The organism is Streptomyces zhihengii (genome assembly GCF_016919245.1).
Classification (GTDB): Bacteria; Actinomycetota; Actinomycetes; order Streptomycetales; family Streptomycetaceae; genus Streptomyces; species Streptomyces zhihengii.
This window is the reverse complement of the sequence record NZ_JAFEJA010000001.1, coordinates 1,967,719-1,980,662: the sequence shown is the minus strand read 5'-3', so window position 1 is coordinate 1,980,662 and position 12,944 is coordinate 1,967,719. Positions and strand designations below refer to the sequence as shown.

Annotated in this window: 10 protein-coding genes; 7 read left to right on the top strand and 3 right to left on the bottom strand. The window is 74.3% G+C overall.

Annotated features, from left to right (window positions below; genetic code table 11):
* Positions 1–197 precede the first annotated feature (197 nt).
* Both JE024_RS08180 and argF read left to right on the top strand, forming a co-directional pair.
* Complete coding sequence (locus JE024_RS08180; protein ID WP_205372964.1) at positions 198–1,433, top strand: arginine deiminase; 1,236 nt, start codon at positions 198–200, stop codon at positions 1,431–1,433.
* 89 nt (positions 1,434–1,522) lie between these two features.
* Positions 1,523–2,533, top strand: a complete 1,011-nt coding sequence (gene argF, locus JE024_RS08175; protein WP_205372963.1) for an ornithine carbamoyltransferase — start codon at positions 1,523–1,525, stop codon at positions 2,531–2,533.
* 138 nt (positions 2,534–2,671) lie between these two features.
* Here argF and JE024_RS08170 read toward each other — a convergent pair whose 3' ends face one another.
* Positions 2,672–3,091 (bottom strand): ATP-binding protein, encoded by a 420-nt coding sequence (locus tag JE024_RS08170; RefSeq protein ID WP_244882690.1) that lies wholly within the window; start codon positions 3,089–3,091, stop codon positions 2,672–2,674.
* A 213-nt stretch (positions 3,092–3,304) separates the two neighbouring features.
* Here JE024_RS08170 and JE024_RS08165 point away from each other — a divergent pair, with 213 nt between their 5' ends.
* A complete protein-coding gene (locus JE024_RS08165; protein ID WP_205372962.1) occupies positions 3,305–4,132 on the top strand; it encodes an enoyl-CoA hydratase family protein in 828 nt (275 codons plus the stop codon).
* A complete protein-coding gene (locus JE024_RS08160) occupies positions 4,132–6,480 on the top strand; it encodes a bifunctional salicylyl-CoA 5-hydroxylase/oxidoreductase (RefSeq protein ID WP_205376442.1) in 2,349 nt (782 codons plus the stop codon). Before JE024_RS08165 ends, JE024_RS08160 begins: the two co-directional genes overlap by 1 nt.
* Before the next feature lie 552 nt (positions 6,481–7,032).
* Here JE024_RS08160 and JE024_RS08155 read toward each other — a convergent pair.
* Together JE024_RS08155 and JE024_RS08150 are read right to left on the bottom strand one after the other, a co-directional pair.
* Entirely contained in the window at positions 7,033–7,839 is an 807-nt protein-coding gene (locus JE024_RS08155; RefSeq protein ID WP_205372961.1) for a PaaX family transcriptional regulator, read from the bottom strand.
* A 4-nt stretch (positions 7,840–7,843) separates the two neighbouring features.
* A complete protein-coding gene (locus tag JE024_RS08150; RefSeq protein WP_205372960.1) occupies positions 7,844–9,460 on the bottom strand; it encodes an AMP-binding protein in 1,617 nt (538 codons plus the stop codon).
* 225 nt (positions 9,461–9,685) lie between these two features.
* Here JE024_RS08150 and JE024_RS08145 point away from each other — a divergent pair, with 225 nt between their 5' ends.
* From JE024_RS08145 to JE024_RS08135, 3 genes are all read left to right on the top strand, one after another.
* Positions 9,686–10,825: an acyl-CoA dehydrogenase family protein gene (locus JE024_RS08145; RefSeq protein WP_205372959.1), complete on the top strand. Its 1,140-nt coding sequence runs from the start codon at positions 9,686–9,688 to the stop codon at positions 10,823–10,825.
* Positions 10,822–11,220: a RidA family protein gene (locus JE024_RS08140; protein ID WP_205372958.1), complete on the top strand. Its 399-nt coding sequence runs from the start codon at positions 10,822–10,824 to the stop codon at positions 11,218–11,220. The genes JE024_RS08145 and JE024_RS08140 overlap by 4 nt, the downstream gene beginning before the upstream one ends.
* A gap of 185 nt (positions 11,221–11,405) precedes the next feature.
* Entirely contained in the window at positions 11,406–12,887 is a 1,482-nt protein-coding gene (locus tag JE024_RS08135) for an MFS transporter (protein ID WP_244883141.1), read from the top strand.
* Positions 12,888–12,944: the final 57 nt, after the last annotated feature.

The window sequence follows — 12,944 nt, the reverse complement described above, 5'->3', positions numbered from 1 at the left end:
GCGTGCGGTGACCGCCGGTCGCCCTGTGCGACCGGCGCTCACCGCACGCTGGCGGGGCGGTGGCCGGGCCCTGGGCATCTCGTTTGGATCAGGGCACGCGAGCCCGCCGAGATCCGAACGAGAAGCCCTGAGCACTCCGGATAGCGGAGTCGGCCGTTCGCCGGGTGAACGGCTCCCCGTCCGGCAAGGATGGAGACATGGCATTCCACGTCGACTCCGAGACCGGCCGGCTGCGCCAGGTCATCCTCCACCGGCCGGATCTCGAACTGAAACGGCTCACACCGAGCAACAAGGACGCGCTGCTCTTCGACGACGTGCTCTGGGTGCGCCGCGCCCGCCAGGAGCACGACGGCTTCGCGGACGTGCTGCGCGACCGCGGGGTGAAGGTGCACCTCTTCGGGGATCTGCTGCGCGAGTCGCTGGAGATCGGGGAGGCGCGCAAGCTCGTGCTGGACCGGGTCTTCGACGAGAAGGAGTACGGACCTCTCGCCACCGGCCACCTGAGGGCCGCGTTCGACGAGATGTCCGCGCCCCGCCTGGTCGAGGCGCTCGTCGGCGGGATGACCAAGCGGGAGTTCCTCGCCGGTCACCCCGAGCCGACCTCGGTCCGCTTCCACACGATGGACCTGGACGACTTCCTGCTCCAGCCGCTGCCCAACCACCTGTTCACCCGCGACACTTCGGCCTGGATATACGACGGGGTCTCGATCAACGCGATGCGCTGGCCCGCGCGTCAGCGCGAGACGGTGCACTTCGAGGCGATCTACAAGTACCACCCGCACTTCGTCGGGGAGCACGCCTCGCACTTCCACCACTGGTCGGAGGGGCAGGACGACTACCCGTCCACCATCGAGGGCGGCGACGTGCTCGTCATCGGCAACGGCGCGGTGCTGATCGGGATGAGCGAGCGGACCACGCCGCAGGCGGTGGAGATGCTGGCGCGCGGTCTCTTCGCGGCCGGCTCGGCCCGCACCATCGTGGCGCTGGACATGCCGAAGCGCCGGGCGTTCATGCACCTCGACACGGTGATGACCATGGTCGACGCGGACACCTTCACGCAGTACGCGGGCCTCGGCATGCTCCGCTCCTACACGATCGAGCCGGGCGACACCTCCGGCGGCCTGAAGGTCAGCGACCATCCGCCGGAGCGGATGCACGACGCCATCGCGGCGGCGCTCGGCCTGAAGGACATCCGGGTGCTGACCGCGACCCAGGACGTGCACGCGGCCGAGCGGGAGCAGTGGGACGACGGCTGCAACGTGCTCGCGGTGGAGCCGGGGGTGGTGGTGGCCTACGAGCGCAACGCGACGACGAACACCTTCCTGCGCAAGCAGGGCATCGAGGTGATCGAGATCCCCGGCAGCGAGCTGGGCCGGGGGCGGGGCGGGCCCCGGTGCATGAGCTGTCCCGTCGAGCGGGAGGCGGTGCGGTGAACACTCGGGTCGAGGGCTGTATAGCGATGCAGGTCGTCGTATAGACTTCCACGGGTTCATCGCTTTTCCGCCACCCAGGAGCAGCCATCATGGCGATACATCTCGAAGGCCGCCACTTTCTGAAGGAGCTGGACTTCACGGCAGAGGAGTTCCGCGGCCTGCTCGCCCTGGCCGCGGAACTCAAGGCCGCGAAGCGGGCCGGCGCCGAGGTCCAGCGGCTGCGGGGCAGGAACATCGCCCTGATCTTCGAGAAGTCGTCGACGCGTACGCGCTGCGCCTTCGAGGTGGCCGCGGCCGACCAGGGCGCGTCGACGACGTACATCGATCCGGCCGGTTCCCACATCGGCAAGAAGGAGTCGGCGAAGGACACCGCACGGGTCCTCGGCCGGATGTTCGACGCCATCGAGTTCCGCGGGGACGCCCAGCACACGGTGGAGGAGCTCGCCGCGCACGCGGGGGTCCCCGTCTACAACGGGCTGACCGACGACTGGCACCCCACCCAGATGCTCGCCGACGTGCTCACCATGACCGAGCACTGCGACAAGCCGCTGGACCGGATCGCCTTCGCCTACCTGGGCGACGCCCGCTTCAACATGGGCAACAGCTACCTCGTCACCGCGGCACTGCTCGGCATGGACGTGCGGATCGTCGCGCCCCGGGCCTACTGGCCGGCCGTGGAGGTCGTCGCCGCCGCGCAGGAGCTGGCGGCGGCGAGCGGGGCGAGGATCGCGCTCACCGAGGACATCGGCGAGGGCGTGCAGGGCGCGGACTTCGTCGTCACCGACGTGTGGGTGTCGATGGGGGAGCCCGAGGAGGTCTGGGACGAGCGGATCAAGGCGCTCTCCCCGTATGCGGTGACCATGGACGTGCTGCGCGCCACCGGCAACCCCGGCGTGAAGTTCCTGCACTGCCTGCCGGCCTTCCACGACCTGGGCACCAAGGTCGCCCGGCAGATCCACGAGCGCCACGGGCTGTCCGAGCTGGAGGTCACCGACGAGGTCTTCGAGTCGGCCCACTCGGTGGTCTTCGACGAGGCCGAGAACCGGATGCACACCATCAAGGCGGTCCTGGTCGCGACCCTGGCCGGCGGCCGCGGCTGAGCGGCCCGCGCGAGGGGCGGGGTGTCCGGGGGGCCTGAGGCTTCCCGGACGAACCGGGTTTCCGGGGGTCTGAGGCGACCCCGGGGTTCAGGGGTTCAGGGGGCCTGAGGCGGTCCGGGGGCGGGGGTTCCCGCGCGGTCAGTTCCGGACGGTGAGGGAGAACCAGACCCCCTTGCCCCAGGCGGTGAGCAGGTGCCCGCACTCGGCGCTGAGCGAGCGGATCAGCAGCAGCCCCCGGCCGTGCTCCTGCCAGGGGCCCGGTTCCGGCCGCGGCGCGTGCGGCGACAGGGCGGCGGGCGGCTCGGGATCGGCGTCGCGCACCTCCACCCGGCACTGCTTCGGCAGCAGCTCGACGACCAGCTCGATCCGGGAGCCGCCGGGCGTGTGCCGGACGGCGTTGGCGACCAGCTCCGCGGTGAGCAGCTCGGCGGTGTCCCGGCCGGCCGGGTCGTCGGAGCCGGCGAGGGCGGCCCGTATCGCCGCACGGGCCATCGGCACGGCGGCCGCGGTGTGCGGGAGCGGTACGTGCCAGGAGGCGGGAGCGGGTGAGTCGGGCACTGGATGTCCGTTCGGCGTCGGTCGTCCCCCCACCCTACGAACGCGCGGGGCGCCGATCGCCGGCCGGGACGGGATCGGCGGCGACCTGTGCCGGAACCATGACGAGACCCGCGTTCTGTCACAACGCTCTATCGCGCACTCATGACGGCAGTCACAAACAGGTGATAACTTCGAGGGGCAGGCCGCAGCAGACCGCCCGCCGAAGGAGCACACGTGAGCCCCTTTACCGGATCAGCACCGCCGACCGACGCATGGCACCATCTGCGGCTGACCAGGGACGACGGGGTCGCGACCGTCACCCTCGCCCGCCCCGACAAGCTCAACGCGCTCACCTTCGGCGCCTACGCCGACCTGCGCGACCTGCTGGCGGAGCTCTCCCGCGACCGCTCCGTGCGCGCGCTGGTGCTCGGCGGCGAGGGGCGCGGCTTCTGCTCCGGCGGTGACGTCGACGAGATCATCGGCGCCACCCTCTCCATGGACACCGCCCAGCTCCTCGACTTCAACCGGATGACCGGCCAGGTGGTCCGCGCCGTGCGGGAGTGCCCGTTCCCGGTGATCGCGGCGCTCCACGGGGTGGCCGCCGGAGCGGGCGCCGTGCTCGCGCTCGCGGCCGACTTCCGGATCGCCGAACCCTCCACCCGCTTCGCCTTCCTCTTCACCCGGGTCGGCCTGTCGGGCGGCGACATGGGCGCCGCCTATCTGCTGCCGAGGGTCGTCGGCCTGGGCCACGCCACCCGGCTGCTGATGCTCGGCGAGCCGGTGCGGGCGCCGGAGGCCGAGCGGATCGGCCTGCTCAGCGAGCTGGTCGAGGAGGGAGGCGCCGGAGCCCGGGCCGCCGAGCTCGCCCGGCACCTCGCGGACGGGCCCGCCCTCGCGTACGCGCAGACCAAGGCGCTGCTCACGGCCGAGCTGGACATGCCGCTCGCGGCGGCCGTCGAGATGGACGCCGCGACCCAGGCCCTGCTGATGAACGGCGAGGACTACGCCGAGTTCCACGCGGCCTTCACCGAGAAGCGGCCCCCGAAGTGGCGGGGCCGCTGATGCGCCCGCCGGGCGGCGCGCCCGGGCCGCCGCCACCGGCCGGCGACCGCGGTCTGCGGGTCGCCGTCATCGGCGGCGGGCCCGGCGGCCTCTACGCCGCCGCGCTGCTCAAACGGCTCGACCCGCGCCGGGACGTCACCGTCTGGGAACGCAACGCCCCCGACGACACCTTCGGCTTCGGCGTCGTCCTGTCCGACGAGACCCTCGGCGGCATCGCGCACGCCGATCCCGTCGTCCACGCCGCGCTCCAGGAGGAGTTCGTCCGCTGGGACGGCATCGACATCGTCCACCGCGGGCACCACCAGAGCTCCGGCGGCCACGGCTTCGCCGCCCTGGGCCGCCGCAGGCTGCTGGAGATCCTCCACCGGCGCTGCGCCTCGCTCGGCGTCCGGCTGCTCTTCTCCACCCCGGCGCCGTCCGCCGCCGAACTGGCCGGCACCCACGACCTGGTGATCGCCGCCGACGGTGTGCACAGCGCCACCCGGGCGGCGCACGCCGACGTCTTCGGGCCGCGGATCACCTCCCACCGCTGCCGCTACATCTGGCTCTCCGCCGGCTTCGCGTTCTCCGCCTTCCGGTTCGAGATCGCCGAGACCGAGCACGGCGTGATGCAGCTCCACGGCTACCCGTACGCCGCCGACGCCTCCACCGTGATCGTCGAGATGCGCGAGGAGGTCTGGCGGGACGCCGGCTTCGACCGGCTGGACGAGCGGGAGTCCGCGGCCCGCTGCGCCAAGATCTTCGCCGAGGCGCTGGACGGCCGCCCCCTGCGCGGCAACTCCTCCGCTTGGACGGCCTTCCGCACCGTCGTCAACGACCGCTGGTCGCACGGCCGGACGGTGCTCCTGGGCGACGCCGCCCACACCGCGCACTTCTCCATCGGATCCGGCACCAAACTGGCCGTCGAGGACGCCCTCGCGCTCGCCGCCTGCGTCGGGGAGCACCCGGACCTGCCCGCCGCGCTCGCCGCGTACGAGAGCGAGCGCCGGCCGGTCGTGGAGTCCACCCAGCGCGCCGCCGCCGCGAGCCTGCGCTGGTTCGAGGACCTGGGGCGCCATCTCGGGCAGCCGCCGCGGCAGTTCGCCTTCAACCTGCTCACCCGCAGCCGCCGGGTCACCCACGCCAACCTGCGGCTGCGCGACGCCGCCTTCACGGACACCGTCGAGCGCGAGTTCGGCTGCCCGCCCGGCACACCGCCGATGTTCACCCCCTTCCGGCTGCGCGGACTCACCCTGCGCAACCGGGTCGTCGTCTCGCCCATGGACATGTACTCGGCCGAGGACGGGCTCCCCGGCGACTTCCACCTCGTCCACCTCGGGGCGCGCGCGCTCGGCGGCGCCGGGCTCGTGATGACGGAGATGGTGTGCGTCAGCCCGGAGGGCCGCATCACCCCCGGGTGCACCGGCCTGTACACCGACGCGCACACGGCCGCCTGGCGCCGCGTCACCGACTTCGTCCACGGCCAGGCACCCGGCACCGCCGTCGGGATCCAGCTCGGCCACTCCGGCGGCAAGGGGTCCACCCGGCGGATGTGGGAGGGGATGGACCAGCCGCTGGAGCACGGCAACTGGCCGCTGACGGCGGCCTCGGCGCTGCCCTACCTGCCCGGTGTGGGCCAGACCCCCCGCGAGCTGGACGCCGCCGGGCTGGACGCCGTCCGCGAGCAGTTCGCGGCGGCCACCCGCCGGGCCGTGGAGAGCGGCTTCGACCTCCTCGAACTGCACTGCGCGCACGGCTATCTGCTCTCCGGCTTCCTCTCCCCGCTCACCAACCGGCGCACCGACGCCTACGGCGGATCGCTCCGGGCCCGGCTGCGCTTCCCGCTGGAGGTCTTCGACACCGTGCGGGAGATCTGGCCGGACGACCGGCCGATGACCGTCCGCCTCTCCGCGACCGACTGGGCGGACGGTGGCACCACGGCCGAGGACGCCGTCGCCTTCGCCCGTGCCTTCGCCGAGCACGGGGCGGACGCCGTCGACGTCTCCACCGGGCAGGTGGTCGCCGGGGAGCGGCCCGAGTACGGGCGCTCGTACCAGACGCCGTTCGCGGACCGGATCCGCGCGGAGACGGGCGTCCCGGTGGTCGCCGTGGGCGCGATCTCCTCCTGGGACGACGTCAACTCGATCCTGCTCGCCGGGCGCGCCGATCTGTGCGCCGTCGGCCGGCCGCACCTGTACGACCCGCAGTGGACGCTGCACGCGGCGGCCGAGCAGGGCTACCGGGGCGAGGGCGCGGTCTGGCCGCCCCCGTACCGGGCGGGCAGTCGCACCCCCCCGACCGGCCGCACCGACGCCCCCCGCCCCCGCCTCGGCCTCACCGCCCCGGGACCGCCCCCGCCCGGCCGCTGACCGCCGGGCCCGCGGCCCCGGCGCCCCGTCCCGGCGGCCCCTCGTTCCGCCGCTGACCGCCGAGCCCGCCCCCGCCTCGGCCTCACCGCCTCGGGACCGCCTTCGCCCGGCCGCTGACCGCCGGGCCCGCGGCCCGCGGGGCCCCGGCGCCCCGTCCCGGCGGCCCCTCGTTCCGCCGCTGACCGCCGAGCCCGCCCCCGCCTCGGCCTCACCGCCTCGGGACCGCCATCGCCCGGCCGCTGACCGCCGGGCCCGCGGCCCGCGGGGCCCCGGCGCCCCGTCCCGGGACCGCCCCGTCTCCGACCGCCGGGCCCGCGGGTCCGGCGCCCCGCCCCGGCGGCCCCTCGGTCCGCCCGCAGGGCGCCCGCGGGCGGCTCGCACGCGGACGCCCGGTCGACTGCCCGCGCGCACGGCGGGTGCGGCGGCGACCGTTCCCGGCCGCCGCGTCGGCGGGGCCCCGTCAGGGACACCGGGACGCCCGCAGCCGCCCCGGCCGGGAGCGGTCGCCCGGGGTTGCCGCGCCGGCCGCCCGCGCCCCGCGGGCCCCGTCGCTCAGTTCCCGACGAAAGCCTCGCCCGGGTCGCGGAGGCGGGCGTGGAGGCGGGTGAAGACGTCCGCCGAGCGGCCGCCCGGCCAGCCCTGCGGCAGCAGGGCGGCGGGCAGGCCGGGGTCGGCGTACGGCAGCCGGCGCCAGGAGTCCAGGGCGGGCAGGTAGTCGCGGTAGGCGTCCCGCGCCGGGGTGTCCTCGCGCCGCTCCCAGGCCCGCAGCACCGGCTCGTGCCGGTCGAGGAACTCCTCGTGCTGCTTGGCGATCGCCGCCAGGTCCCACCAGCGGCCGACCGCCTCCGCGGTGGCGGTGAAGCCCAGGTGCTCGCCGCGGAACAGGTCCGCGTACGGGTCCAGCCGCAGCCGGCGCAGGGTGTGCCGGGTCTCGTCGAACAGCCGGGCCGGGGCGATCCACACGCCCGGCGCCGCCGACCCGAAGCCGAGCCGGACGAGCCGGGAGCGGAGCAGGTGCCGCTTGGCGCGTTCGGACTCCGGCACCGAGAAGACGACCAGCACCCAGCCGTCGGAGAGCTCGGCCGGCGCGCCGGCGAAGATCCGCCGGTCGCCGTCGTCGAGGAGCTGCCGCGCGTCGTCGGACAGCGCGTACCCGGCGGCGCCGTCCGCGGTGCGCCCGGGCACCAGCAGGCCCCGCCGTTTCAGCCGGGACACCGAGGAGCGGACGGACGGCGCGTCGACGCCGACGGCCCCCAGCAGCCGGATCAGCTCGGCCACGGCGAAGGGCCCCGGGCGCGTCCGTCCGTAGGCGCCGTAGAGGGTGACGATCAGGGATCGCGGAGTGTGCAGCTCGGCCACGCGATCACTCTAGAGCTCGCAGGCGGAAGCGTTGCAGCTTGCCGGTGGGTGTACGCGGCAGGGCGTCCAGGAAGACGATCCGGCGGGGGCACTTGTAGGGGGCGAGCCGCTCCTTGACCGCCTCGGTGAGCGCCTCCGCCGTGTCCGGGCCGCCCGGCACCCGGTCGCGCAGCACGACGTAGGCGACGACGATCTGCCCGCGCAGCTCGTCGTCGTGTCCGACGACCGCCGCCTCGGCCACGTCGGGGTGGTGGAGCAGGGCGTCCTCCACCTCCGGGCCCGCGATGTTGTAGCCCGCCGAGATGATCATGTCGTCGGCCCGGGCGACGTAGCGGAAGCGGCCGTCCGGCTCGCGCACATAGGTGTCGCCGGTCAGGTTCCAGCCGTCGCGCACGTACGCGCGCTGGCGGGGGTCGGCGAGGTAGCGGCAGCCGACCGGGCCGCGCACGGCGAGCAGGCCCGGTTCGCCGTCGGGCACCGGGCGGCCGTCCGGGCCGACCACCCGCGCCTGCCAGCCGGGGACCGGCAGGCCGGTGGTGCCGGGCCGGATGTCCTCGTCCGCCGCGGAGATGAAGATGTGCAGCAGCTCGGTCGCGCCGATGCCGTTGATGATCCGCTGCCCGGTGCGCTCGTGCCACTGCCGCCAGGTGGCCGCGGGCAGGTTCTCGCCGGCCGAGACGCAGCGCCGCAGCGAGCGGAGGTCGTGCCCGTCGAGGTGGTCGAGCATCACGCGGTAGGCGGTCGGCGCGGTGAACAGCACCGACACCCGGTGCTCGGCGACGGCCGGCAGGAGCTGGTGGGGTCCGGCCTGCTCCAGCAGCAGGGCCGAGGCGCCCGCGCGCAGGGGGAAGAGGACGAGCCCGCCGAGGCCGAAGGTGAAGCCCAGCGGGGGGCTGCCCGCGAACAGGTCGTCCGGCCGGGGACGCAGCACCTGGGCCGAGAAGGTGTCGGCGACGGCGAGCACGTCCCGGTGGAAGTGCATGCACCCCTTGGGGCGTCCCGTCGTGCCCGAGGTGAACGCGATCAGCGCGACGTCGTCGGCGGCCGTGGCCACCGCCGGGTACGGCTCCCCGGAGGCCCGCGCGGCGAGGCGCAGCAGGTCGTCCGGCCCCGCGCCGCCGTACTCCGTGATCCCGAGCCCCGGGACGCCCGCCTTGACCAGCTCGTCCACCGAGCGGACGTCGCACAGGGCGTGCCGGACCTCCGCGATGGCGCAGATCGTGGCCAGCTCCCCGGCCCGCTGCTGGGCCAGGACCGTGACCGCGACGGCCCCGGCCTTGAGCACGGCGAGCCAGCAGGCCACCAGATGAGGGGTGGTCGGTCCGCGCAGCAGCACCCGGTTGCCCGGCACCACCCCGAGGCCGTCGGTGAGCACGTGCGCGATGCGGTCCACCCGTTCGCGCAGCTCCCCGTAGGTCCAGCTCTCGCCGCCGCCGGTGCGCAGCGCCGGCCGGGCGGGGCCGTGGCGGGCGACGGTGGTGTCCAGCAGCTCGGCGGCGCAGTTCAGCCGCTCGGGATAGCGGAGCGCCGGCAGGTCGAGGAGCAGGTCCGGCCATTCGCCGGGGGGTGGCAGATGATCGCGCGCGAAGGTGTCGAGGTGGGCCGAGGGTGTCAGCTCCATGGTTCGCCCCCTGGCTGTGGTGGGGTCGCGAATCGGCCCCCGCCATGAGGGGGACGCCGGACGAGCGTATCGTGATGGTGACGACAGTCAACAGTGCGCGATACTCTCCGTACGGGTGCGGCTGAGCCCGCCGTCCCCGGGTGCCCGGCCGTCCGGACATCTGCCGCCTCGACCCACCGCACCGCCTCGGAGCCCGGCCCCCGACCGTCGGAAGCGAGGGCGTGAATGCCCGCATTCTCACTCGATCCGGTACAGACCGCCTGGTGCGCCGAGCTGCGCGACCTGGCCCGCGACCGGTTGCGGCCGCTCGCCGAGCAGGGCCCGCCCGGCCGCCTCAACCGCCCGCTGGTCGCCGCCCTCGGTGAACTCGGCCTGCTGAAGCGCCTGTTCGCCTCCGGTTCGCTCGAACTGTGCCTGCTGCGCGAATCCCTGGCCCACGGCTGCACGGAGGCCGAGACGGCGCTCGCGCTCCAGGGCCTCGGCGCCTCGCCGGTGCTCCGCGCGGGCACCGACGCCCAACGGGCGCGCTGGCTGCCCGAGGTGATCGCGGGCCGCGCGGTCGCGGCCTTCGCGCTCAGCGAGCCCGGCGCCGGGTCCGACGCGGCGGCACTCGCCCTCACGGCCGCCCCCGACGGCCGTGGCTGGCGGCTCAGCGGGGAGAAGTGCTGGATCTCCAACGCCCCCGAGGCCGACTTCTACTCGGTCTTCGCCCGGACGACCGAAGGGGCGGGCGCCCGGGGCGTGACCGCCTTCCTCGTCCCCGCCGACCGCCCCGGCCTGACCGGCACACCGCTCGACATGCTGTCGCCCCACCCCATCGGGGCACTGGCCTTCGACGGAGTGCCGGTGACCGCCGACGACGTGCTCGGCGAGCCGGACCGCGGCTTCGGGGTGGCGATGGACACGCTCAACCGCTTCCGCCCCAGCGTCGGCGCCTTCGCCGTGGGCATGGCGCAGGCGGCCCTCGACGCCGCCCTGGCGCACACCGCGGCCCGGACCGCCTTCGGGGCCCCGCTGAAGGACCTCCAGTCGGTCGCCCACACCGTGGCGGAGATGGCCACCCGCACCGAGGCCGCCCGGCTGATGGTGTACGCGGCGGCCTGCGCGTACGACGAGGGGCGGGAGGGCGTGCCGCGGCGGGCCGCGATGGCGAAGCTGCTGGCCACCGAGACCGCCCAGTACGTGGTGGACGCCGCCGTCCAGTTGCACGGCGCCCGCGCGCTGCAACGCGGCCACCTGCTCGAACACCTCTACCGCGAGGTGCGCGCCCCGCGGATCTACGAGGGCGCCACCGAGGTCCAGCGCACCATCGTCGCCAAGGAGCTGTACGCGCGGCACGCGCGTGCCGAGGAGGCCACCGGATGAGTCTGCACCGGCACAACCCGGCGGAGCTCGCGCCGCCCGCCGGGTTCTCCCACGCGGTCACCGCCACCGGCTCCCGGCTGGTGTTCCTCGCCGGCCAGACGGCCCTGGACGGCGAGGGCAAGGTCGTCGGCGGCACGCTGCCGGAACAGTTCGAACTGGCCCTCACCAACCTCCTCACCGCCCTCGCGTCGGCCGGCGGGACGCCCCACGACCTGGCGAGGGTCACCGTCTACGCCACCGACGTGGCCGACTACCGGGCCCACGCCGCCGAACTGGGCCGCGTCTGGCGCCGGGTGGCGGGCCGTGACTACCCGGCGATGGCGGTGATCGGCGTGGTCCGGCTGTGGGACGAGGAGTGCCTCGTCGAGGTCGACGGGACGGCGGTGCTCCCCTGATCGAGTGGTGACGCCCGGGGGGCGGGCTTAACGTCGAACAGTGGACGGTCCCGTCCGCAAACCTGCCGTAGGGGTGACGCCCGCGGCAGGGGATGTCCGGCCACCGAGGCAGGGTGCTCATGACGACCCCGCAGCCCGCGACAACCGCTCAGGACAGCGCCCCCGGCAAGGGCGGCGGACACGGGATGGCGCTGCTGGTCCTCGCCTCCTGTCAGCTCATGGTGGTCCTCGACATCACCATCGTGAACATCGCCCTGCCCCACATCCAGAGCGATCTGGGCTTCTCCACCACCACCCTGTCCTGGGTGGTCAGCGCCTACACACTGACCTTCGGCGGGCTGCTGCTGCTCGGCGGACGCGCCGGCGACATCCTCGGCAGACGGCGGGTATTCATCTTCGGTGTGCTGCTGTTCGTGCTGGCCTCCCTGCTGGGCGGCCTCGCGCAGAACAGCGGCCAGCTCCTCGGCGCCCGCGCCCTCCAGGGCGTCGGCGGCGCCATCGCCTCGCCGACCTCGCTGGCCCTGATCACCACCACGTTCAAGGAGGGCCCGGAGCGCAACCGGGCCTTCGGTGTGTTCGCGGCCGTCTCGGCGGGCGGCGGCGCGATCGGGCTACTGGCGGGCGGGGTGCTCGTCGAGTGGCTGGACTGGCGCTGGGTGCTCTTCGTCAACGTGCCCATCGGGCTGCTGATCGCCGCCGCCACACCGCGCTTCATCAAGGAGTCCGAGCGCCATCCGGGCAACTTCGACGTCCTCGGCGCGCTGACCTCGACCCTGGGCATGGCCTCACTGGTCTACGGATTCATCCGGGCCGGACAGGACGGCTGGCGGGATCCGCTGACCCTCGCCTCCTTCGCCGCCGCGGTGATCCTGCTGAGCCTCTTCATCACCGTCGAACGGCGCTCGAAGCAGCCGATCACCCCGCTGCACATGTTCGCCGACCGCAACCGCGCGGGCACGTACGGCATCATGCTCTGCCTCGCCGCGGCGATGTTCGGCATGTTCTTCTTCCTGACCCTCTTCGTGCAGAACGTCCTCGGCTTCAGCCCGATCCAGGCCGGGGTGGCGTTCCTGCCGGTCAGCGCCGTGATCGCGATCGGAGCCGGCCTCGCCTCGCAGCTCCTGCCGCGCTACGGGCCCAAACCCTTCATGGTGACGGGCGCGCTGCTGGCCGCGGCGGGGCTCGGCTGGCTGACGATGACGGACGTCGACTCCACCTACGCGGGCAGCATCCTGGGGCCGATGCTGGTCTTCAGCCTCGGCATGGGCATGCTCTTCGTCTCGCTGACCCTGATGGCGCTGTCCCGGGTGCCGGTGCACGAATCGGGCGCCGCCTCCGGGCTGCTCAACGCCACGCAGCAGGTCGGCGGCTCGCTGGGGCTCTCCATCCTGGTCACGGTCTCCGGCGCCGCCACCACCCGCGAGCTGAACCAGCAGATCCCGGCCTTCCTCGCGCAGGCGAGCCCCGCGGAGCGCCTGCGGTTCGAGCGCAGCGGGCAGCTGCCGCCGCCGTGGTCGTACGAGGTGCTGACCGCCGGCGTCTCGGCGGCCTTCGTCGCGGCGGCGATCTTCGCCGTGGTCGCCGCCGTCATCGCGCTGTTCGCGATCAAGGTCCGCGCCGACGACCTGGAACGCCTCAAGGGCGGCGGCGGGATGCCGGCGCCCTGACCGCGACCGCTCCGGACGGGGGCCCCGGCAGGTGCCGGGGCCCCCGTCCGGAGCGGC